At 61.4% G+C, this 20,337-nt stretch carries 24 protein-coding genes and 2 pseudogenes; 8 read left to right on the top strand and 18 right to left on the bottom strand.

All coding sequences use genetic code 11. From position 1 onward, the window contains the following. Positions 1 to 185: 185 nt before the first annotated feature. The 18 genes and pseudogenes from NHF48_RS24085 to NHF48_RS24170 form a co-directional block, all read right to left on the bottom strand. Positions 186 to 425 carry a hypothetical protein gene (locus NHF48_RS24085; RefSeq protein WP_253072870.1) on the bottom strand — a complete coding sequence of 80 codons (240 nt, stop codon included), beginning with the start codon at positions 423 to 425 and terminating at the stop codon, positions 186 to 188. Positions 426 to 713: 288 nt separating this feature from the next. Further along, positions 714 to 1,439, bottom strand: a complete 726-nt coding sequence (locus tag NHF48_RS24090; RefSeq protein WP_253072872.1) for a type IV secretory system conjugative DNA transfer family protein — start codon at positions 1,437 to 1,439, stop codon at positions 714 to 716. Next, positions 1,360 to 1,920 (bottom strand): type IV secretory system conjugative DNA transfer family protein, encoded by a 561-nt coding sequence (locus tag NHF48_RS24095; RefSeq protein ID WP_253072873.1) that lies wholly within the window; start codon positions 1,918 to 1,920, stop codon positions 1,360 to 1,362. Before NHF48_RS24095 ends, NHF48_RS24090 begins: the two co-directional genes overlap by 80 nt. Then, positions 1,874 to 2,575 carry a type IV secretory system conjugative DNA transfer family protein gene (locus NHF48_RS24100; protein WP_263817201.1) on the bottom strand — a complete coding sequence of 234 codons (702 nt, stop codon included), beginning with the start codon at positions 2,573 to 2,575 and terminating at the stop codon, positions 1,874 to 1,876. Before NHF48_RS24100 ends, NHF48_RS24095 begins: the two co-directional genes overlap by 47 nt. A 58-nt stretch (positions 2,576 to 2,633) precedes the next feature. After that, positions 2,634 to 3,374 carry a P-type DNA transfer ATPase VirB11 gene (gene virB11 / locus NHF48_RS24105; protein ID WP_342454793.1) on the bottom strand — a complete coding sequence of 247 codons (741 nt, stop codon included), beginning with the start codon at positions 3,372 to 3,374 and terminating at the stop codon, positions 2,634 to 2,636. 267 nt (positions 3,375 to 3,641) lie between these two features. After that, positions 3,642 to 4,274: a type IV secretion system protein VirB10 gene (virB10, locus tag NHF48_RS24110; RefSeq protein ID WP_253072875.1), complete on the bottom strand. Its 633-nt coding sequence runs from the start codon at positions 4,272 to 4,274 to the stop codon at positions 3,642 to 3,644. Positions 4,275 to 4,287: 13 nt separating this feature from the next. Then, positions 4,288 to 4,842, bottom strand: a complete 555-nt coding sequence (locus NHF48_RS24115; protein WP_253072876.1) for a hypothetical protein — start codon at positions 4,840 to 4,842, stop codon at positions 4,288 to 4,290. Further along, positions 4,839 to 5,556 (bottom strand): annotated as a pseudogene (locus tag NHF48_RS24125) (TrbG/VirB9 family P-type conjugative transfer protein). Before NHF48_RS24125 ends, NHF48_RS24115 begins: the two are co-directional and overlap by 4 nt. Before the next feature lie 117 nt (positions 5,557 to 5,673). Continuing rightward, positions 5,674 to 6,330: a virB8 family protein gene (locus tag NHF48_RS24130; protein WP_253072879.1), complete on the bottom strand. Its 657-nt coding sequence runs from the start codon at positions 6,328 to 6,330 to the stop codon at positions 5,674 to 5,676. A gap of 366 nt (positions 6,331 to 6,696) precedes the next feature. After that, positions 6,697 to 7,764: a type IV secretion system protein gene (locus NHF48_RS24135; RefSeq protein WP_253072880.1), complete on the bottom strand. Its 1,068-nt coding sequence runs from the start codon at positions 7,762 to 7,764 to the stop codon at positions 6,697 to 6,699. Between the two features lie 5 nt (positions 7,765 to 7,769). Then, positions 7,770 to 8,204 carry an EexN family lipoprotein gene (locus tag NHF48_RS24140; RefSeq protein ID WP_253072881.1) on the bottom strand — a complete coding sequence of 145 codons (435 nt, stop codon included), beginning with the start codon at positions 8,202 to 8,204 and terminating at the stop codon, positions 7,770 to 7,772. A 53-nt stretch (positions 8,205 to 8,257) separates the two neighbouring features. Further along, on the bottom strand, positions 8,258 to 8,959 hold the full coding sequence (locus NHF48_RS24145; RefSeq protein WP_263817205.1) for a type IV secretion system protein: 702 nt from the start codon (positions 8,957 to 8,959) through the stop codon (positions 8,258 to 8,260). A gap of 32 nt (positions 8,960 to 8,991) precedes the next feature. Further along, positions 8,992 to 9,624: a TraG/VirB4 family ATPase gene (locus NHF48_RS24150; protein ID WP_253072883.1), complete on the bottom strand. Its 633-nt coding sequence runs from the start codon at positions 9,622 to 9,624 to the stop codon at positions 8,992 to 8,994. Next, positions 9,564 to 11,387, bottom strand: a complete 1,824-nt coding sequence (locus tag NHF48_RS24155; RefSeq protein WP_253072884.1) for a VirB4 family type IV secretion/conjugal transfer ATPase — start codon at positions 11,385 to 11,387, stop codon at positions 9,564 to 9,566. The genes NHF48_RS24150 and NHF48_RS24155 overlap by 61 nt, the downstream gene beginning before the upstream one ends. After that, positions 11,380 to 11,718, bottom strand: coding sequence for a type IV secretion system protein VirB3 (locus tag NHF48_RS24160; protein WP_253072885.1), 339 nt, complete (start codon positions 11,716 to 11,718; stop codon positions 11,380 to 11,382). The genes NHF48_RS24155 and NHF48_RS24160 overlap by 8 nt, the downstream gene beginning before the upstream one ends. Beyond that, the gene (locus NHF48_RS24165) at positions 11,719 to 12,018 is read right to left on the bottom strand and encodes a TrbC/VirB2 family protein (RefSeq protein ID WP_076068093.1); all 300 of its coding nucleotides are present in this window, start codon (positions 12,016 to 12,018) and stop codon (positions 11,719 to 11,721) included. It lies immediately after the preceding gene. Positions 12,019 to 12,155: 137 nt separating this feature from the next. Beyond that, positions 12,156 to 12,974 (bottom strand): transglycosylase SLT domain-containing protein, encoded by an 819-nt coding sequence (locus tag NHF48_RS26435; protein ID WP_446741254.1) that lies wholly within the window; start codon positions 12,972 to 12,974, stop codon positions 12,156 to 12,158. 64 nt (positions 12,975 to 13,038) lie between these two features. Next, a complete protein-coding gene (locus NHF48_RS24170) occupies positions 13,039 to 13,302 on the bottom strand; it encodes a hypothetical protein (RefSeq protein ID WP_263817208.1) in 264 nt (87 codons plus the stop codon). Between the two features lie 966 nt (positions 13,303 to 14,268). Here NHF48_RS24170 and NHF48_RS26440 point away from each other — a divergent pair. From NHF48_RS26440 to NHF48_RS26445, 8 genes and pseudogenes are all read left to right on the top strand, one after another. After that, positions 14,269 to 14,607, top strand: a pseudogene (locus NHF48_RS26440) (helix-turn-helix domain-containing protein); the annotation flags it as partial. Positions 14,608 to 14,638: 31 nt separating this feature from the next. Further along, complete coding sequence (gene repC, locus NHF48_RS24175; protein ID WP_263817211.1) at positions 14,639 to 15,493, top strand: replication initiation protein RepC; 855 nt, start codon at positions 14,639 to 14,641, stop codon at positions 15,491 to 15,493. Then, complete coding sequence (locus NHF48_RS24180; protein WP_253072888.1) at positions 15,490 to 16,071, top strand: hypothetical protein; 582 nt, start codon at positions 15,490 to 15,492, stop codon at positions 16,069 to 16,071. The genes repC and NHF48_RS24180 overlap by 4 nt, the downstream gene beginning before the upstream one ends. 444 nt (positions 16,072 to 16,515) lie before the next feature. Next, complete coding sequence (locus NHF48_RS24185) at positions 16,516 to 17,307, top strand: hypothetical protein (RefSeq protein WP_253072889.1); 792 nt, start codon at positions 16,516 to 16,518, stop codon at positions 17,305 to 17,307. A gap of 564 nt (positions 17,308 to 17,871) precedes the next feature. Next, positions 17,872 to 18,690: a DUF932 domain-containing protein gene (locus NHF48_RS24190; RefSeq protein ID WP_446741255.1), complete on the top strand. Its 819-nt coding sequence runs from the start codon at positions 17,872 to 17,874 to the stop codon at positions 18,688 to 18,690. A gap of 593 nt (positions 18,691 to 19,283) precedes the next feature. Continuing rightward, positions 19,284 to 19,520, top strand: a complete 237-nt coding sequence (locus tag NHF48_RS24195) for a hypothetical protein (protein ID WP_253072890.1) — start codon at positions 19,284 to 19,286, stop codon at positions 19,518 to 19,520. Next, positions 19,517 to 19,900 (top strand): hypothetical protein, encoded by a 384-nt coding sequence (locus tag NHF48_RS24200; protein ID WP_253072891.1) that lies wholly within the window; start codon positions 19,517 to 19,519, stop codon positions 19,898 to 19,900. The genes NHF48_RS24195 and NHF48_RS24200 overlap by 4 nt, the downstream gene beginning before the upstream one ends. Before the next feature lie 46 nt (positions 19,901 to 19,946). Continuing rightward, positions 19,947 to 20,273: an LPD29 domain-containing protein gene (locus tag NHF48_RS26445; protein WP_253072892.1), complete on the top strand. Its 327-nt coding sequence runs from the start codon at positions 19,947 to 19,949 to the stop codon at positions 20,271 to 20,273. Positions 20,274 to 20,337 lie beyond the last annotated feature (64 nt).

Here is a 20,337-nt window from a genome sequence, read left to right on the forward strand (position 1 = left end):
CGGTGCCCCGATCAATCACGGGTTGCAGTGTTGCGGCTGCATCTTCCAACGACGTTCGCCCCGATTTGGCAGCAGGCGGTGGAGCGTCAGGGCTTGCACTGTGCAAGCCTTGTGCGCCCGTCGAGCGGACAGGATCAAAGACTTGCGTAATCTCATTGTTGGGGCGCGTCGCATCGCGCAGGCGGTCAGCAATTCCCATGATCGGCTCCCGAGGTTGGCAAGGCAGAGATAACGGATTGCGCCCATGCCTTCGTTTGGGCGGTGTCAGCGTCTGTTAGTGTACCGCTGTCGCCGGGAGTTCCGGTCGGCAGCGCGTCTATCAGCGCCGTCAGTTCGATAAGCGTCTCACGCACTACGCCCTCACGCGCGGTTTTTACGCGCGTGGGGAGCAGGAAATGAACGCCCGCAAGGTTTGGAAATGTCATGCGGCTTTTCCCCTTCCACGGTTTAGGGTTTCGACAGTCGGCACGGCGTTTACGATCGCCGCAACATGCGCCTTGGCGTCGCCAAGTGCGTATTGACTAAGATCAATATCGGTCCCGAGGATGGAGCCGATTAGTCCGTCCGCTTGGTGCGGTTTGAGTTCGGGCGCAGGCATCGGCAATTCGGGCGACGTCGCCGGCAGCGGCAAGCGCGGCGCACTGTCACCTGTTCCAGCGCCGTCAGCAGCAGGAGCCGCAGCAGCAGCTTCGTCGCCGCTATCCGTCGCCTTCTTACGGGTCCGCTTTTTCGGGGCAGGTGCCGCAGCCGCAGCAGGAGCCGCAGCAGTTTCGGCAGGCGGCGCGGCCGGTGCCGGTGCCGGTGCCGGTGCCGGTGCCGGTGCCGGTGCAGGAGGGGGAAGCAGGGGCGGCAGCGACCGGTTCCCCCTGCCCTGCGATCGGCTCGAAACCCTTGCCCTGGTCTAGTCGCACAGTGACTTCGATAGGCTGGACAACAGGTGGCGAACGAAGCAGCCGCGTAAATGTGTTGTCGAGGTAGTAGCGGATACGCTTTGCACTGATCGGATACATGCCCGGCCGTATCAAGATTGCGTCTGTAGGATCGAGACGCACGATCTCTTGCGGCAGCAGCAAGGCGCGGCGCTGATCCGTTTGCGTCACATTCAGCTTATCCCGACGCATGACACGCCAGAAGCGCGGGCCTGATCGGCTTGCAGCTTCTACCGTATCGTAACCGAGACGTGCCGACAGTTCTTCGGAAAGTTTAAGGTCTTTCGTACCGAACACGACTTCTAGGCCGCAGTTATCAAGGATCGCTTCGGCCTTGTCGGGTCCGTACAGATCGCGGTCGCGAAGCTGTGCCTTACTTTGCATGATGAGCATTATTCGGATGTTGTATCCGGCGACAAAGGCAAATGCGTCAGCAAGCACCGGCATCGGGCCAAGCAGTGGAAATTCGTCCAGCAGCAAAAAGAACTTGATGCTTCGCGGCCGGATCATGTTGGGGCAACGTCCGCACCGTCAGATCAATTAGCTGTTGGAAGAACAGCGCCAGCAGCGGGCGCAGCCGAGCAATGTTGTCCGGGGTGACGCCGATATAGATCGCGTGCAGGGAGTTACGCAGTTCGCGAAGGTCGAAATCGCTTTCAGCCGTGGCGGCGTCGATGCGCGGATTGAACCACAGCGACAGCTTGGCGGTAATCGTTTTGCGGATCGAGTTTACGAGGTCGGCCGAGCCTTTCAGGTAATCCTCTAGGGCCTTCACCGTCGCTTCGGTGTAGGGCTTGCCCGCCTGTCGGCGCGCTTCAATGCGCTCGAGCATGGCTTGCGCGCCGTCCGAGCTAGACAGCAGACGCAGCACTTCCCCGATCGTCAGGGGCATTTCCGGGGATTCGGCAAGAAAGCCAGCAGCGCCGGTAAACGCCGATCGCGCGCTATCTGTCCAAAAGGCTTGATCGCCCGAGACGTGCGGGAAGATCATTTGCGCGATGCGCTGAATATCCTCGAAAGCGTCGATCGTATCCCGGCGCACATAGGGACAGCGGATTATAGCGGGCCGTCGCGCCATTGGGGGCGAGCGGATCGAACAGAAAGACCTTTTGCCCGGCCGCTTCACGGATGCCCGCTGTTGCGGCCCAATTCTCTTTCTTCACGTCGAGACAGACGAGCGTGGACTCATAGAGAAGGCAATTCGGGATGACCAAACCGACGCCCTTACCCGAGCGGGTCGGGGCATAGCAGGCGACGTGTTCAGGCCCGCCGTAGCGCAGATAATGGCCTTTACGGTCCTGCCCGACGTACAGACCCGCAAACTTGCTGTAGAACCCTGCCTTGACCAATTCCGCCTTACTGGCGAACCGCGTCGCGCCGTGCAGTTCTTTACCACCTGGCAGCTTACCGCCGCGAAGTAGCGCAGCCGCTGCAATGAGGATCGGAAAGGCGGTAGAGACGCCAGCCGCAACCTTGAGCCACAGGCCAACACTCGGATGCGAGAAACCGTAATAGCTGGCGTATTGGTAGAATTGCAGAAACGGAATCGTGTCAGCCGTAAGCATCCCGGTCGCGCCGAGAAAGATAGTTGAGGCGAGGACATTCCAGATCGCCGCGATTACCGCCAACACAAATAGGCCCGCCAACGCTTTCGCCGGGGCGGGCCAGTTTGAAATCCCTTGCATAATGCCTCCCGTCAAAGAGCTATTGGTGAACCGGTATGATGTCGGCAGGCTCGAAATGGACTTCCTCGATCGCGAAGCCTTCCGGCCCCTTGTGGCAATGCACCACCACGTCGACCAAATCGTCTAGCAGCGTCCGCACATCGGCATCGGCTAGATACTTGCCCGCGTCGTGCTGTTTCACCATGAGCCGCAGAGCGTCGAACGCGCCTTTTGCGCTTCCCGCGTGGCATGTCGTAATCGAACCCGGATGCCCGGCCGCGACGCTACGAACGAACGTGAACGCGGCACCGTCGCGCAATTCCTGCATCAAGATGCGGTCGGGGCGCATACGCAGCGCCGCTTCAATCAGATCCTCCGATGCGACGCGCGCAAGGCCCTGATTGCCCTTGGAGTAGAACAGATTGACGATGTTGCGTTGTGGCAGGCCGATGAACTCGGCCGTGTCCTCGATCGTCACTAGCCTTTCATCGAGCGGGATCGACTGAATCAAAGCCTTTGCGAACGTCGTCTTGCCCGAGCCGGTATCGCCGGTCGCAATGATCGTCTTTTTCGATCGCACCGCGAGAGGAAAGAACCGCTCCCAATCCCGAGCATCTTTCAGCGCCAACAATTCGGCATCGGCCGGATGCACCCGCTTGGAGGCAGCAACCGTCCGTTTGAACAGGCCACCAGCCGCCAGCCCCGCGATCGTCGGGGCAAAGCCCGAGGGGCGGCGGATCGTCAGGCTGAACCGGCCCGCGCCGACCGCCGGGGGCGGCAGATTTGCACGCGCTGACCGTCAGGCAGGACCGAACCGCAAAGCGGGCGTTCCGGCCCAACGTCCTGTTGCGACATGGACGCGCAAAGCGTCGCGATCATATCGAGGCGCGAATAGGTCAGGTCGGGGAACTCGTGCCACTCCCAGCCCGAGCGTCGTTCGACGCCGACTTCCCCGGCCGGTTGATGACAATTTCGGTCACATCGTCTTGCGACAGAAAATCCGCGATCGGACCCAGCAGCAGACGAAGGGTGTTTTCACCCGGCCTCATTACTGTCCGCCCCCGACGTAGCGCGGCTGTGCTGGCACCACCTGATAGACGGTGCTGAAATCCAGATCGCGAGCAACGAAGATGCTGACCAATTCGCCCTGGTTCTTACGAACCGTGGGGGGAATGTTGGACGAACCGCGCACGACCTCGCCAATGACACTCGACGTTGACCCGGTGTTGATCGTCGTCGTGCCCGACTTGGAAACCGCCGCCTGCCCGGCCTGCAATCCGCCGTCCACGACAGACATAAGCAGCGCCGCACCGAACTTCTGGAAGAAGTGACGATCGACAGCACCCGACAGACCCGAGCGGCCGAGAGGATCACTCGCAGGGCTATCGAGATTGACGACGACACCTTGCGGCGTTTCCGCCCGCGTCCACACGACGAACATGCGTTCTACGCCTTGGCGCACCCCGCCTTGAAACTGGCCTACGACCTTCGTTCCGCGATCGAGCAACGTCAGGCCGGTCTTACCCTGAATGTCCTGCGGGATAATGCACGTCACGAAGCCCGGCAGCGTGGATTCCATCGCAGTTTGCAGCGTGCAGGGAATAAGCGTGCCCGTCGTCAGCAGATAGGGTTGGTTGCGAAGCACGTTCGCCCGAACGCCACTAAGCTGCGTCGTCTGCATACGAGCGCCAAGGCTATCGCCTCCCTCCTGCCCGCCTTGACCACCAGCGCCAGCGCCACCCGGTCCGCCTTGCTGGAACCCGGCCGGGGAGAATCCCCCGCCCTGCCCCCTGCCCGGCCGAACCCATTGCGCCACCCATACCGCCGATCGCGCCGCCCACGCCGCCACCCGAATTATAGACGAGCAGCTTTGCAGCAGGGCGTGGCGTCGGGACTTGCGCCATCTGTGGCGAACCTTGCGCGCCTTGCGCCGGGAAGCCCGGCGGTAGCGGTGGTGCGGTATCGCCCGGTAGCGGCGGTGGCGTCGTCACAGCAGCGACCGGCGGGGCCTCATATCGGACTTGCGATTGCACCGGCAGATCGGGAGCAACGGCGGGTTTCAGGTTGGGTTGCGCCGAGGTCAGGAAGATCGCCCCGACTGCGAGCGCGCCCGCACCGAGCATAAGCCCGACGCCGACGTTTTTACCCATGCCGCTTTTGGTGCCCGCCACGTCCGAAACATGACGCTCGCCATCGAGCGTTGCGGGGCCTTCGGCGGGGGCGGGTTGTGTGGTGCGCGTGTCGGTCACAGGCCGGAACTCCTAACTGTGCGTGCAAGGTCGGGCGTGCCGGTGCCAGTACCGGCGTTGCGGCCGATCGGATCGAACCCTTGGTTTAGAACGCTGATAACTTCCTGCCCGTCGCGCAGGACGAATTGCCGCGCCGTTGTCTGCACAACGGCCAGCTCGTTGATTATTGTGTACGGCACGATCGTTTCCGAGCCGTCAGGCGCGAGAGTGTAGATCGTTGGTATCCGCATATTGCCGGGGGAAGCGGAACGCCGTTTGACGGCCATTATCGCTAACTTCGGTCGGTTCGAGCATGACCGAGCCACGCGCGACATAGCGCCAGTTCCGCGGCCCTTCGGCCCACGACAGCGCCAACCGCTGTTGCGTGATGCGTTCCAGATCGCGGGCCGCTGCCTGTGCTTCCGCAAAAGCCTGCGCCGCGCGTGCTTCCTCTGGATAGGTGAAGTTGACGGCATAGATCGCGGAGGCCGCACCACGACGAGCAGCGACCAAAAGGAACTGATACGATCGCGTTGAACCGTCAGGCCGCTTTGTCACCACTTGCGCGTTCGTCGGCCGACGGATGGCAGTGGGCTTGAGGAAAAGAATGTTGCCGGTCGGTTGTGCCAACCATGCGTCAGCATCACCGATCGCAACGGCGGTAATTTCCTCGCCCAGCCCGAACGTAATCTGTGTCGAATTGGTAGGCGTGCTGATTACGCGGACCACATTCATAGCGTTGTAGGCGACGACCTGGACATGAGCGTCATACCCAGCCGAGCGGGGCTTTTTGCTCCGCAAAGGCCGGGGTGGTCAGCAGCGCGGCGGCAACGACCGCCAAGAGTGGGCGGTTCATTGTGTGAACTCCTGATCGGCCCGGTACGACGTAACCACGAAGCCGAGCGGGTTGACGTTGAGAGCAGACGACGAGAGCTTGTTGACCGAGAAGTCGAACGCGATCGTCGCCACCATACGCTTTTCAGGCAGCGCGACGCCGCCCCGCTTCTCGATCTGGACGAACCGGACCTGCCCCAGCTTCGGGCCGAGCATCGAGGTCGAAACCCACCGAACCGACGACGAGCCATCCCGACCGAGGATGACTTGCGGACTGTTGGGATTGGTCCCCCGGAAGCCCTGTTGATATTCGTTCTGGACGCCCGGCGAAGACATGAGCGCAACGGCATTGAACGCCGTTTCCGCTTCGGCCGGGCTATAGGTCTGACGGAGGCGGACGTACTGCCACAGGAAATAGCGCGTCGTCGCGTCGCTTGCGGCCATCTTGCCGCCCGTCACGTCATAAATGCGCTCGACCGACCCACTGGTGTTATCGACGCGGAAGACGAGCGGCACGACAGTCTTGAGGGGCGCGAGAGAAGCCGTTGCAGCCATCCCGGCAATACCGGCAACAGCACCGACCCCAGCAATAACGTAGGCGATTACCGCGCTACGCCGTGCCGACTTCACCTTGTCCGCCTCATAGCTGGCGACCTGTTCAAAGTAGGCCGACATGATGGCCGGATCGGCTGGCAGTTGTCGGGCCTGAAATGCCCCTTCCGGGGCCTTGTTGCGCGATAGCATGTTCATGCCCCTTCACCCGGTAGAGCGGCCGGGGCCGCTGGTTGTGCAGCCGGAACGGCCGGTTGTTGGACTTGTGGCGACCGCACGGGCGGCAGCGGTGCGCGAGGTCCGCGCAGATCGTCGCGGGTTGGTGTCCACTTGCCTGCATTGAGCGGGCGATACTTGCCCGATACTTCGGCAAGTTTCGGATGACCGCCGGCGCAAGCCGACACCGCCAAGGGGATAAGCAGTAGGGCGAGCCGTCGAGTCATGGTGTGTTCCTTAGTGAAGACGGATTCCGGACTTTGTGTCATGGGTTCAGCCTCCCCGATCGGAGAGCGAACCGCCGGTTGTCGGACGGATGCGGGAAGCGACAGAACGGTATCCAGCAGCAGCCATGCGGCCACCAAAGCGGCCCACCGCATCGCTTGCGCCCAAGACACCGCTACGGCCGGTCCTGCCACCACCACCGCCGCCAGCACCGCCACCACCACCACCGGCCGGGCGGCCGGTTGAACCAATGGTTGCCTGCATACCCCGCGCGATAGCGCCGGTATGGAAGGTCAGACCGCCAGACAGTGACGACGCGAGGCCGGGCAGTTGCAGGGCAACGAACGCCGCAACGGCAAAGAAGATGATACCGGACAGAAGGACTTGGATGCCCTCAATGTCGCTTGTCGCCGCCTTGGTGGCGACGGTGCCAACGACAATCTGTTCGGTAAGCAGGATGATGTAGAGCAGCACGATCGTAGTGATTTGCAGGATCACGCAGGAAATCAGCGCCCCGATCCAGCGTTCAAAAATCGCGCGCGTTGCGGGGAATAGAACAAGGGGAATAATCAGCGGCCCGAGCGCGATGTAGAGCGCAAGCGTCACGCGGGAAATTAGCCAGATCGCGAAGCAGAACACGTTGGAGATAATTGCCGCCATCCAAAACAGCAGCACCGCAATCTGCGGCCCAATGTCGTGCCAGCTTAGTTTCTTCCAAACTTCCAGACCCGCGCGCCAAGCCTTGATCCATCCTTGATCGAAGCTGTTTGCGCTGACCGTACCGGCCCCTCCCGATGTGAGGGCTTCCGTCAGGCTAGTCGGCAGCGTGATGAAGAAGAAGTTATAGACCCATTGCTGATAGATGCCCGATCCGGTCAACAGCCAGACGATGATTGCCATTTTCAACATGCGGGGCAGCAGCACCGACATGGGAGCGGGTGCCTCACCGCGAGCAATCAGGAATCCGGTCAGGGCAACGTACAGTACCAACGCAATCTTGAGCGGCGCTGCGACGTAGGCGAGAAAGGAGTTCGATACGTCGGTTACAGCGGTCACTAGCGGCGTTTCCACTTGTGACACGATGTAGGCGAACATTTGCCACTGTACGTCTTCCATCGGGTCTATCTCCGAGCCGCTTTGGCTTCGATTTGCAGCGAACGCAGAGCAACGCCGCAATATTGAAGTTGCGGGTTCCTCTTGCAGACTAGAATCTTATTCGCCCGCGCCTCGGGATCATTCGCCCAAAACCCAGTTGTCGCCGGGTTAATGGAACCGGTGCGCGAGCGGGCTTCGCGGAGCGCGATCGTTACCGACGCCTGTTGAGCGTTGATGCAATCCGGGTCTTTGCGAAGACGGCCGGGATCATCCAGACAGGCGAGAACGACTTGCGAACGCGCGGTCGGGTTGTTCGCGTACCACGTCACCGTTTGCGGCGCTGACTTGGTAGTGCCCGATGGAGCGGCCGGGGACGAACGTGGAGCCGAAGTCGGCTCCGCGTTCGCTACCGTCATACCGATGCCAGTGCCGATGCCGACACCGACGAGCAAAACCGCCACGAACGCGCCGAAGCGCGGTCGAGGGGCTCGCACAGTGCAAGGATTGTCCACGCTCAACCTCCGCGTGCCTTGGCTTCTGCGATCATGCCTTCGACACGCTGGCGGCGCTGTTCGTCCGAGCGTTGTTCGGCGTTCCGCTCCTGTGCGGCCTGCCACATTTGCAGGGATTGCGCCTGCACCTGTTGGGCTTGGATATAGGCTTGCTCTTGCTGGATACGGGCCGAAATGTCCGCGACCGACTTCGCATCCTTCGCGCCCGCAAGCTGGCTTTCCAGCCCTTGCAGTGCGTTGATGCGGGCCGTTGACGACTGATAGAGGCTGTTAGCCATCGCCTGTTGGTTGGCGATGCTTTGCCCGTTGCGCGTCATTTCCTTAGCGGCGAAGTCGTCGCCGGTCGGCGTGTATACGCGGTTCTTGTCGAGGAACTGTTGAGCCTGCGCGTTCAGTTGTTCGCCATTCAACAGGTCCTGTACGCCACTGCCGGTAGGCAGCGCCTGCCGTAGCTGCTGCGTGTTGAACTGCTGACCAAGCTGGTTCAACGCCTGATCGGGAAGGTGCGAAACAGAGTCGAGCGTGGACTTCGCAGTCGCAAGCTGTTCCTGCATTTTGGCATATTGCTGTTGAAGCTGGCGGACCTGTTCCAGCGCTTGAGCATAGTTGGACGGATCATAAACGACCCCGCCGAACTGTGCGGAGGCAGGAGCCGCCACACAGAGAACGAGTGCAGAGACACCCGCTAGAATAGACTTTCGCATCATCATCTCCTTCTCTCCCTCAAAGCCCAAAATTAGGCCGACGCTTGTCGCCACTGTTCGCGGAACAACGGCAACCAAGCCGCCGGGTCCGGTCCAACATCGGCAATCAGACGTTCCACAAGGCGAACAGTGCTTGCCCGACCGGACAGCACCGACACCAAATCATCGAGACCCGCTAAGTCGAGTTCGCACGCAACGGACGTAGTGCCCTGCTTGAGCAGGAACCGGCGTCCGCCCACCGTCAGGTCTTCACGGACAGCCAGGTATTCCGGCTGTGTGAGACCCAGCCCGTCGCGATAGTCTTTCTCGCTCGCACGGCTGTTCGGCATGAGGATTTGCGTGGGGCATTGCTCGATGATCGAATGTGCGATCGGGCTTCGCAGCGCATCGGCTGGCGATTGCGTTGCCAGCAGCACCAAGCCGTTCAGCTTTCGGATCGTCTTGAGCTTGTCGTTCACAATGTCCCGGAAACCGGGATCGAGCAGCACTTTCCAAAATTCGTCGATCGCGATCACGATACGGCGACCATCCAGCAGCGTTTCAACGCGGTGGAACAGGTAGGAAAGGATCGGGCCGCGCGTCGTGGCGTCGTCAAGGAACGAGGTCACATCGAACCCGAGGAACGGGGCATCGAGCGAAACAGTATCCGCATCGTTGTCCAGCACCCAGCCCAGCGAGCCGCCCTTGCACCAGCGGTCCAGCTTCGCGCCCGGCCCTTCCGGGTCCGACTGCCCGAGGAAGGCCCGCAACTCGCCAAACGAACGGGCTTCCGGCGGCAACTCCATAACGGCCTGCACGCCGAGCGAGAGCCGACGCTCTTGCTCCGGGGCGAGTTCCTTGCCGGGATCGAGGCCGACGAGCGCCTTGACCAACTGTGCGATAAACTCGCGATCGGCAGGAGACGAGGACAGCGCCTTGAGCGGCGCAAGGCCGGTCGGTTCACCCGATGGCAGGACAAGGTACGTCCCCCAACAGCACGGGCGAGAATATCCCCGCCGCGATCCTTGTCGAAGAAGACGACTTGCGCGCCCTGCCGTTCAGCCATCGCGAGCAGGAAAAGCGTGATCGTCGTTTTACCCGAGCCAGCAGGCCCGGCCACGAAGACGTTGCCGAGGTCGGTAACGGTGCCCGTGGGCGCATGGAGGTGGAAACGGTACGCGGTGCCGCCCGTGGAGCGGAACAGCGTCAGCGGCGCACCCCAATGGCCTCGCGCCTTGCCGGTCGGGTAATTGTGCAGGCTCGCCATAGCGGCGAAGTTTCGCGAACTGATCGCGCCGGGCCGAACGCGCAGCTTCATGTTGCCGGGAAGCTGGCCCCAATAGGCAGCTTCCAAAGCAAGATCCTCACGCGCCACGACCGCGCCACTTTCGGCCAGATCGCGACGGGCACGCCCGGCGACTTCGGCCAACCGGGGCAAGCTATCCGCGAACGTCACGAGGGTTAGATGATGATCGCCCATCGCGAAGACGTTGGACGCGAGCATGTCGGATGCTTCCGACAGTGCGGCGGTTTGACTTGCCGCCTTGTCGTTGGCGGACACCATCTGATTTTGCTTCCGGCTCATAACGCCTTGGGCGACCTGTTTATTCAGGAAGCCGAACGTCTGCGTCAGAACCAAGCGATAGGGCGCGGCTAGAACGGCATCGAACATGCCCGGCCACGTCGTTGCGGGATACTCGCGCAGCGCAAACGCGGCTGCATGGGACGACCCGCTAACGCCTCGAATCTCGATCGCTTCACGGCCGACGATCACGCGATCGGTGTAGATCGCGCCGCCCAGGTGGCCGTTGACCAAGGGCACGGACTGGTGTTCGCCGGTCAGGATCAGCTTGAGAGCTTCGGCCGCTTCGGAGAACATCACGCCGTTAGCTTCGCGCAGCATGAGGTGCTTGGCACCGTAGGCGTGCAATTCGTAAAGCAGCGTCGATAGAACTTGCGCGAGTTGATCGAGCGCAGCCGGCGACGCCGCCCGGTTCCGATCGCCACGCTTGCGGCGGGTGAACAGGGAAAGCACGTTGCCGTCCAATACCTTTGTTGAACCCGTGGGGCGCAGCAGGACGGACAGGAACAATTCGTTGCGGTAGAGCCGGTTGCTCAACAGTTTTTCGCGGTACGCAGCGTCAAGATCGCGCGCGAACTCGCTCTTACATTCCGCATCGGGGTAAATGGAATCGTCGGCCATCGTGCGGACGACGTGCGTTGCGAGAACAAGCCGCTCCGAACTAATGTTGCGGAGCAGGATATTCCGTTGCGCGTGGCGGCTGTTGACCTCGCCGGGATCGGCCAACTCAAACTCGATACCGTCGAGCCGCATCATAGCCAAAAGCGAGCCGTCATCGAGCAGCAGCACCCCTTCGGATGCGTGCCCGATGAACGGCACATAGGTATCCGGTTCCCGCTCCCGCGAGGCACCCTTGATCTTAAACATGCGTGCGGACCTCTCGCGGTTTGCGGGCCGGTCGGAGGGGCGTCGGGCTAACCGACGAACCGCCCCAAAGATCGGTGTTACGGGCGCGGGCCTTGGTTTCTGACCAAAGCCTGATCGTCTTGAACATATTATAGTCACGGCTGACGAGGGCGCGGATCGTGTAATGAACGACTACGCCGATCACCATGTAAAGAGGATTGCCCATCATCACGAAGACTACCGAAGTAACCATCGCGTTCAGACCCATCGCCTCGATTGGCACGCCCTGCCACATGGCAGGGCGTGTGCAGGCAAGAAACAACGGGTCTTCTGTCAGACCTTGGTTTTCCAATTAACCGGCTCCGCCGCCAGTGATCTGACCGACGATCCAGCTTGCCGAGAAGATCAACAGCACGCCGATGATAACGGTGCCGAGGGTCCGCATACTGGCCGCGCCGAACATCCATGCAATGCCGGTGCCGACGATCGCGATAACCGCAATCAGCTTGCCGACGTTGCCGGTGATTACGTTGACGATGTTCTGCAAAAACGTCTCGACGTTGCCAGCGCCGCCCGCAGACTGTGCGTAGGCTGGCGAGGCAGCAAGCAAGGTGCCGACGATCGCGAACGTCGCGAGCGTGCGGGTGTCCATGTTGCGAGCCGATTTGAAGCACCGGGCGGCAAGCGCCGAGGGTGCGCCACTGATACGCATATGAGCCGACGCCGAGGCGGTCGCCAGACGTGTCTTAAGGGATTTGGACATGGGGGGTTCGCCTACAGTTGGAGGGGTTAGAGGGGTTGGCAGGCCAGCAAAGCGAGCGCCGAGGCTTGCACAGTGCAAGCCCGCAGCGCCGCCAGCATCGGGACGGCCCGCCGGGCGTCCCGATGAAGGGGAAATCGGATGCGCTTCACATGCCACTTTCGGAGACTCCGGCAGGGGCAGCTTGCAGCATGACAGGAACAGGACCGACAGGACCGGCAGGCATTGGAGCCTGGAGCGACTGTTGCGGTTGTGCTTGAGGCTGGACCGGCACCATTTCGCCGTTTTCGCGGCGATACCGCGCCGAAGCGTACATATCCCATGACGGGGGGCGCAGGAGGTGGCGCGGGGGGCTGAACGATAACCGCCCCCTCCCCTCCCTCTGGCCCCGCTACGACGACGGGAGAGCCGCCGAGGCGGATAGCGGGCACAACCTGTTGCGCTGCATACTGGACGCGGCGGACATAGCCGTTCGTGAACCCGCGTTGTTGATTGCCGGTGTTGTAGTGCGAGAGTGCCCGCAGCAGCGTGACTTGGCTGTCCTCGCTACCGGCAGGCCGGTAGCCCTCCACCAGTACGCGCGAACCGCCCGCCATGCTCTTGCAGGCGTCGAAGGCGTCAGCAACGGACATACGCAGTCCGCGCAGGTTCTTGGTGTTGATTTGCATCACGCCAAGATCGAGCGAGTGACCGCGCGCGATTAACGCATTCGCGGTCTGCACCGCCTGTTCCAGCGACGCGGGGGGCGTAGGATCGGTGAGCCGTGTTGTCACCGATCGCCAGCGTATTGAACGAGCTTTCAGCCCGCGCAACCGATGCGAGCGTATCGACGTGAACGGAGGGGCCACACGTTAGGGCCAGTTGGGTGAAGGCTGCGATCGACAAGATCATGCCGCAGCCCTCGCGCTAACGTCAGTCGTCAGGCCGTGGCGGCGTACCGTCGGTTTCGAGGCGGTCGAGTAGAGCGGTTGAACTTGGCGCGTTTGACGCGAGCGCACGATAGCGCGGCATGTCAGGATCGCCCTTGACGTAAACCGGAATGACGCCCCGATAGCCGAAGTCTTGGCGAATGAGGACAAGCAAGCGGTCAAGATCGCGGTAGGTGCGGTCTTCCTTGTCGCCCCATGTTCGTAAGGGAACGAAACCACGTCGCCAGCTTGGGCGAATGAACGCCAAGTGTTCGGCGTTTGGCTCTGCGCTTGAGGATACGACGAGGACGTTACGAAGCCTGCCGCCTTCGGCAATGCAGTGTTTGATTTCGCCCTCGACAAGTCCCTTTGACAATGCACGCCCCCAATAGACGACCGCTGCGCGATCGTTTCAGTCTGGACACCGGCAGGGGCTTGGGTTGGCACTCTCCCGGCATCGTTACACGACGGAGCAAGCCGGGACGCACGGGCCTTTACCGGCACACGCGCGAAATCCCTCTCCGTCACAGGCTGCATAGCAGCAAGCGACCCGGGATTGCGAGTTTCAAGGTTAACTATCTTGGCGGGCTGCACTGGAAAAACCTCCGTCGTCCGATCCGTCATACTTCTAGCCCCAAAGGCGTTTTTAGCAAAACACCTTTTTCATTTTTTCATGCGCCTGTCATGTTCGCGCTTTGTTCCTGTGACACTTCCGTTACGTAATCCAACATTGCAAGCCGTTTTTGGCGAAATAGGACAGATTTATCCCCGCGCGCGCGAAAGGATCATTTTCGATTATGTTCCGGGTTGCTTTTGGGGTTTTCATAAAAACACCAATGCGCGTAGGGCGGGCGCAATTCGTTCATCGGGGTTTAAGCACACACGTTTCCACCCCCGGCACAGCAATTCCGTCTGGAATTGACGTGGACGCGTGTTCAGGCGATTGTGCAGCCTGTTTTCGATGTTTTCTGAAAGAAGGATTCGGACGACCCGGAGTAACCGAGGCCAGAAAATGAAAAAGCCCCGGCGGGAACCGAGGCTTTTTCTGTAAGGCCAGCTAGCCGCTGACCAACAATTTGATGTGCAAGACGGAAGGTAGTGGCTGCGCTGATCGCAGTCAATACCGCCGAACAGCGGCGTGCGGCCTTTCTCACTGGCTCCTTCACGAACGAAGGAGATTGCCATGTTAGAGATTGAAGCGAAGGCGACAGGCCGACGCAGAATTACCGCCGCCATGCTCGCCGCCCAGGTCGCGCGGCCGAGCTATTGGGATGCTACGAGAAAAGGGACCGTGCTTGCGGCGTTGAAGCGCGCGGCTGATCCCCTTGGGATCGCGCGTCGTGTGGTCGAACTGATCGACACACTGATGGCGCATACCCATGCGGCCGATTGGTCGCGAGGGTGCGGGGTAGTGCCCTGCTGGCCGTCTAACGCCGTCCTGCAGGACGCGATGGGGATAGGATCGAGCCAGCTAAAGACGCTGATCCGGCTTGCGCTGGAACTTGGTCTAATTGAGATCCACGACAGTCCCACCGGCAAGCGGTACGGCCACCGCGACGCCGAGGGCCGATGCACGCGGTTCTTTGGCTTTGACCTCTCCCCTCTTGCCCGCCGCCTTCCCGAGTTTCCAGCGCGTCGCGGCCGATCGCAAAGCCGCTTGGCAGCAGGGCCAGCGACTTCGCGAGGACGTGAGCGCGCTCCGCAACAAAGTCTTGGCGCTGGCAGACGCAGGCCGCGAGCAATGCGCGGCGGGAGATTGGCAGCGCATCGAGGACGATGCCCGCCAGCTTGCCGCGTCACGCGGCACCAGCCGCGAGCCGGGCCACCTTGCCCGGATCGTCGCCGAACTGGACGAGATTTACCAAGGCGCGCTTGAGGCGCTTACTCCATGCGGAACTGTGGATAGTGACCCCGTGGGGCCGGAAAATCGGCCCCTACATACAACTACAAACCAACTCCCTAACGCTAAAGCGAATACAATTGAGGACGGGCCTTGTCGGCCCGACGCATTGAAGAAGCCTGAATCCTCCCGAGAGGATTTCACACGGAAAACGGTTTCGCCCGGCCTGAAAGGACAGATGGGCGAGAGGGAAAGAAGGGACGATGACGCCTTGCGAGGCTTCGACGTTTCGCCCGAGTTCGTCGTGAAGATCGCGCCGATATTCGCGCCGTGGATAGGCAACACGCGGCCGACGTGGAACGTGTTGCTTGATGCAAGCACCTATGTTCGTTCGGAATTGGGTATCTCGCAACATGCTTGGGGGCAGGCGTGTACCGTGATGGGCCGGGTCGAAGCCGTTGTGCTGCTGGCGACGATCGCAGCGAGGCATGAGGCCGGGGCGATCGGGTCGCCGGGTGGCGTCATGCGAAGAATGGTCGAGCTGCACCAGGAAGGGAAGTTGCGGCTAGATCGGACGTTGTTCGGGCTTGCCGATCGGCTGAAAGGGCGAGTGCATTGACTGACGAACCAACGGTGCGACCTGATCTAACCGGGCAGAAGCCTAGCCAAAACTATAACGCGATGTTGTTCAACGTCGTCCACAACTTCACTAATTTAGAGTCCATGTTGCGATACACGTATCGGGTGAAAATCGGCATTAGCAAAGAGAAGTTCGATATCGTCTTTGGGCTTCCGGCCCTCGGCAATATGCTATCGCGACTTATTAAGCTGTTCCGGTTTGAGCCTCACCCTACACGGCAAGATGCGATCATTGGCGCACTGGTTCAGCTTCAAGACCTGTCACGCCTCAGAAATTGGATGGTTCATGCTGGCGGGCATGCATTAGAAGACGCTAATGAGTTTCTTGTGATGCTAAATCCTAATGAACGATCGGTTCAAACTAAGTCAGACTTTCACGTATTTCCAATATCAGCTTTTCTAGATGTAAGCCGTGATTTGAACATGATAACTGCAATCGTTGCGGCGATTTGGGACGAAGACTTTCCGCTAGATGCACAATACGCGCACATGAACTTTGGCGAGCCTAAATCATTGTATGAGTGGAGTTTCAAGCTACCGGGCATCGAGAAAGCGTAAGCCTGAAATCAGTGAGGCTCGACAGCCGGCAAGCCATCGAGCCTCGCCGCAGTCGTCCATGCAGGGACCGGGCAGAGCGCAATAATAGCAGAATCGAGGGCGAATTACAGGTGTTTTGAAAGGGCAAAGGTTGGCGCCTGCCGCGCAAGCGCGGCACCGCGGCCCCTAGTCGCTTCGCTCCCCAAGCCCGCAAGCGGTCTTGGCCCTTCGGGTTTGGACCCACTGGCGGAAATTAGACGGCGCAGACGCGCCGTAGCGGGAAGATGGGGGGCGCGGCCCCCTCTCCCCAGCAAGGACTATCAGCCCGGCCGAGGCTCAGTCGCTGCGCTCCCTGCGCCCGCACCACCCGGGCAGATACCCCTTGCCCCCTCACCCCTCGCTGTTCGCCACGAGGCAGGGTTGCAGGCGGGGCCTGCACCCCAACGGACTAGGGAAGGTGACAGGATGACCGACGTTATCGAGCGTGACGAGGTAGGCGCAAAGCTGGCGGATCATGGGCTTTGCACCGCCTACCAACTGCAAAACGAACTAACCCACATCGGCCCGCGCGAGCGGGCATCACTTCCCCAGCCTTGGAATCTCCCGTCACGGCTGTTGCAATCGCCGGTCAGTATGGCCGCGCCGTTCAACGGACAGCCGCGCCGGTTGGGGGTTCGTCATCCCCTCTTAGCCCAGCATCCTTTTGTTCAGCAGATCGAAGCCGCGTTAGGTTTCCAGCTTGAGCCGTGCGGTATCCCTAACCGTTCCGGCATCCGATGCGATCACGGCCAATGGCACCACGCGGTTGACCTTGTGAGCGCCGGGCATTGGCGCGACCTAATCGAGACGCGCGACCTCACCAGCGCCGACCACATCGCCGGGGCTGTTGCCTATGGGCTGGACTACTCGAACCACGAAAGCAGCCGCAAAGGCCACATCACGACCGCCGAGGCTCGAACCATCATGGCCGCGATCGAGGCCGACGAGCCAGCCGACGCTATGGCGTTGCTCCGCATTTTCGCCGCGCCTGTTCTGTCCAGTCAGGGCGAGAGCAAGAAGGGATGGCCGATCAATACCCGCTTTGACGCCGACAGGAACGCGCGGACGTGGGGCCGCATTATCGGGATCGAACGCGGTTGGTTCGATTATGATCGTTCGGGCCATCTGCAATGGGCCGAGAGCGGCCGAACGCGCTACGCAGCCGGTGACGGCCCCACTTATACCGAGGCGAGCGGACAGGCGGCGTTCGCGTTCTAACGGCGCGCGGGGCTTGCACTGTGCAAGCCCCAAGCCCGCCGCGCGTGGAGAGCGGGCGAGGGGCCAGACCGGGCGCGATCTGTAAAAGGTTGGTCCTCGCCATGCTCGCCATGCTCCGCCTGGCCTACGGCTAGGCGTCCGCGTGGCTGCGCGTGGCTCCGGTCCCGGCTTCGCCGCTTTTGACAGATCACACCCGGCCCGGCGGTTCTGATGGTGTCGGGACGAAGGGCGTCTTCTACGCCCCCTCGCCCCTGCGGTGCGATGGGTTCTCCTTCGCCTGCGGCGCGCGTCGAACAAAGGGCGGGGCAGGCAGAAGGGGGGGTCCGATTATCACCAGCAGCGGGGGGTAAATGTCACCACCCGAGAGTAAATAAGGTCTAATTAAAGTGTTTACCGCTATTGACGCAAACACCGTGCGCGCGTAGTGTTTCTAAGTCGGCTCGATGAACCGGCCCGGCACCTAGCGGCGGCAACCGCGACGGTCCCGGTTTCACTCATGCAGGAGTTTTTACCATGCAGCTTTCCAGCCGTTTCGCCGCCAAGTCGCCCGCCATCCGTTCGGCCGTGCCGCTGACCAATGACGAAATCGCCCGCGTTGTGCCCTCGATCTTCGCAGAGGCGGCGCACGATAGCCGCTCCGATCGGTACACCTACATTCCCACCGTCAACGTGCTGGACGGCCTTCGCAAAGAAGGGTTTCAGCCGTTCATGGCGTGCCAGACGAAGGTTCGGAATCTCGACAAGATCGACCACACCAAGCACATGATCCGCTTGCGTCACGCCGACCAGATCGCGGGAAGCGAGGCGAACGAAATTATCCTTCTCAACAGCCACGACGGGAGCAGCAGCTATCAGATGCTTGCGGGCATGTTCCGCTTTGTCTGTCAGAACGGCATGGTTTGCGGCGACACGCTCGCAGACTTCCGGGTGCCCCATAAAGGCGATGTTGTCGGGCAGGTGATCGAGGGAGCCTTTACCGTCCTCGACAGCTTCACGCAGGCGACCGAACAGCGCGAGGAAATGAAGGCTCTAACCCTTCGCCCAGCCGAGCAGACGGCCTTTGCCCGTGCGGCCCTTACCTTGCGCTATGACGACGAAGAATCCGCCCCGATCCGTGCCGACCAGCTTTTGCGCGCGAAGCGCACCGCCGATCGCGAAGGCGATCTTTGGACGACGTTTAACCGCGTGCAGGAGAACATGACACGCGGCGGGATTCACGGACGCAATGCCACCACCGGCCGCAACGTCACGACGCGGCCGATCAACGGGATTGACCAGAACGTGAAGGTCAACCGCGCCCCTGTGGGTGCTTGCCGAGGAAATGCGGAAACTTGCTGCCTAACCCTTCGGGGGTGCCCCAGCGCCCCCCGTTTCCTAGCCTAAGCGCCCGGCGAATGAGGGCGGCAGAGCCGCCCGCGCAATTTGATTGAGGACCGGCCAGACCGGGCGCGATCTATCAAAAGGTTGGTCCTCGCCATGCTCCCCATGCTCCGCCTGGTCTTCGACTAGGCGTGCGCGTGGGTCCGCGTGGCTCCGGTCCCGGCTTCGCCGCTTTTGACAGATCGCACCCGGCCCGGCTGATCGGTTGGCGTCGGGACGAAGGGCGTCTTTTACGCCCCTCGCCCTTCGGTCGATGGGTTCTCCTTCGCCTGCGGCGCGCGTCGAACAAAGGGCGGTGCAGGCAGAGGGGGGGGGTAAATGTCACCGGCCGAGGCTTGCACAGTGCAAGCCCAGCTAGGAGGCGATCGTTACCGGCAGGGGGGGCTAATTCACACCGGGGGCGTCCTGATTCACACCGGCAAAGGGGGGTAAATGTCACCGCCCGAGAGTAAATAAAAACGCAACTAAGTGTTTACGGCTATTGACGCAAACACCGTGCGCGCGTAGTGTTTCTAAGTCGGTTCGATCGAGCCGCCCGGCACCCCGCGACGGCAATCGCGACGGTCCCGGTTCAGTCCATGCAGGGACGCCAGACAATGAACGTCAACGACACCCGGAAAGCTATCAAAGCCCTTCCTCACATGACCGTCACCCGCAACGATGGCGAATGGCGCGTCACCGTCCTGTTTCAGTCGGTAGCCGCTCGCAACCCGGCAAAGTCGGACCGTTGGTGCCGCGAGAAGCAGGAAAAGCTGGCCTATTACACCAACGACGCAGAAGACGCGCTCGGCACTGCCCGCGATATGTCAAAGCGTTGGGAGGCCGCGAAGTGATCGGCGCGAACGATAACCAGCGTCGAGCCGTCACCGGCTCCGCTTCATTCCTCCCAGCCCAGCCCCACAAGCCGGGCACCAGCCCGCTTGTGATCGGTTCGCGCATCCGTTGCACCCTGCCCCATGCAGGCGACGGGATCGTTTACGCGATCACGGGCAACGCGGACCCGGCGAATGTCCGGACGCTTGGAAACGGGATCGTCGTGCAAGGCGGGCGCGCGTTCGTCGACGTCGTTTGGTCGAACGGCAATCGTTCGCGCGGCGTGCCCGAGGCGATCGTTCGCACCGTCCAATGGACGGTTTACGATAGTGTTGCGGACCATAACGAGGTGAAAGCAGCCCCTCGCATTTGCCGACCAGACCGAAGCGCAGCAGCGTGACGAGGCGACCACAGCCGCCCAGGCACACGCGGCCGAGGTCGAGCGCTTGAAGATAGCGCCCGAGCTGGCCGCGCTCGAGACTGGCGACGACAAGTATTCAGGCAAACTCGCAGCCAAGAATCTACGCAAGCAGCTAAAGGCCGCTTTCCCCGGCGTCAGGTTTTCCGTTCGCAATCCATATCACGCCAGCGTCAATGTCGCTTGGACTGACGGCCCCACGACCGCCGAGGTCGAGCCGATCGTAAGCCCGTATAAGGGGGGCAGCTTCGACGGGATGGAGGATAGCTATTCGCAAGCGAAATCCGCTTGGAGTGAGACGTTCGGGGGGCCGACTATATCAGCACCGCGCGGGAGTTTTCGGACGCCCTGCTAAGTCGCGCGATAGTCGCGGTTCTGGATCAATACGGCGACCGTTTCGAGACGCGGCCCAAGGTCAG

Origin of the sequence: Sphingomonas sp. H160509 (assembly GCF_024124765.2) — a bacterium.
GTDB lineage: Bacteria > Pseudomonadota > Alphaproteobacteria > Sphingomonadales > Sphingomonadaceae > Sphingomonas.

Excerpts from the sequence above, each read along its gene's own strand:
- NHF48_RS24085 (WP_253072870.1), bottom strand. The coding sequence starts at position 425 with ATGACATTTCCAAACCTTGCGGGCGTTCATTTCCTGCTCCCCACGCGC.
- NHF48_RS24090 (WP_253072872.1), bottom strand. The coding sequence starts at position 1,439 with ATGATCCGGCCGCGAAGCATCAAGTTCTTTTTGCTGCTGGACGAATTT.
- NHF48_RS24095 (WP_253072873.1), bottom strand. The coding sequence starts at position 1,920 with ATGATCTTCCCGCACGTCTCGGGCGATCAAGCCTTTTGGACAGATAGC.
- virB10 (WP_253072875.1), bottom strand. The coding sequence starts at position 4,274 with ATGCAGACGACGCAGCTTAGTGGCGTTCGGGCGAACGTGCTTCGCAAC.
- NHF48_RS24130 (WP_253072879.1), bottom strand. The coding sequence starts at position 6,330 with ATGTCGGCCTACTTTGAACAGGTCGCCAGCTATGAGGCGGACAAGGTG.
- NHF48_RS24135 (WP_253072880.1), bottom strand. The coding sequence starts at position 7,764 with ATGGAAGACGTACAGTGGCAAATGTTCGCCTACATCGTGTCACAAGTG.
- NHF48_RS24145 (WP_263817205.1), bottom strand. The coding sequence starts at position 8,959 with ATGCGAAAGTCTATTCTAGCGGGTGTCTCTGCACTCGTTCTCTGTGTG.
- NHF48_RS24155 (WP_253072884.1), bottom strand. The coding sequence starts at position 11,387 with ATGTTTAAGATCAAGGGTGCCTCGCGGGAGCGGGAACCGGATACCTAT.
- NHF48_RS24165 (WP_076068093.1), bottom strand. The coding sequence starts at position 12,018 with ATGGACACCCGCACGCTCGCGACGTTCGCGATCGTCGGCACCTTGCTT.
- NHF48_RS24185 (WP_253072889.1), top strand. The coding sequence starts at position 16,516 with ATGACCGACGTTATCGAGCGTGACGAGGTAGGCGCAAAGCTGGCGGAT.
- NHF48_RS24195 (WP_253072890.1), top strand. The coding sequence starts at position 19,284 with ATGAACGTCAACGACACCCGGAAAGCTATCAAAGCCCTTCCTCACATG.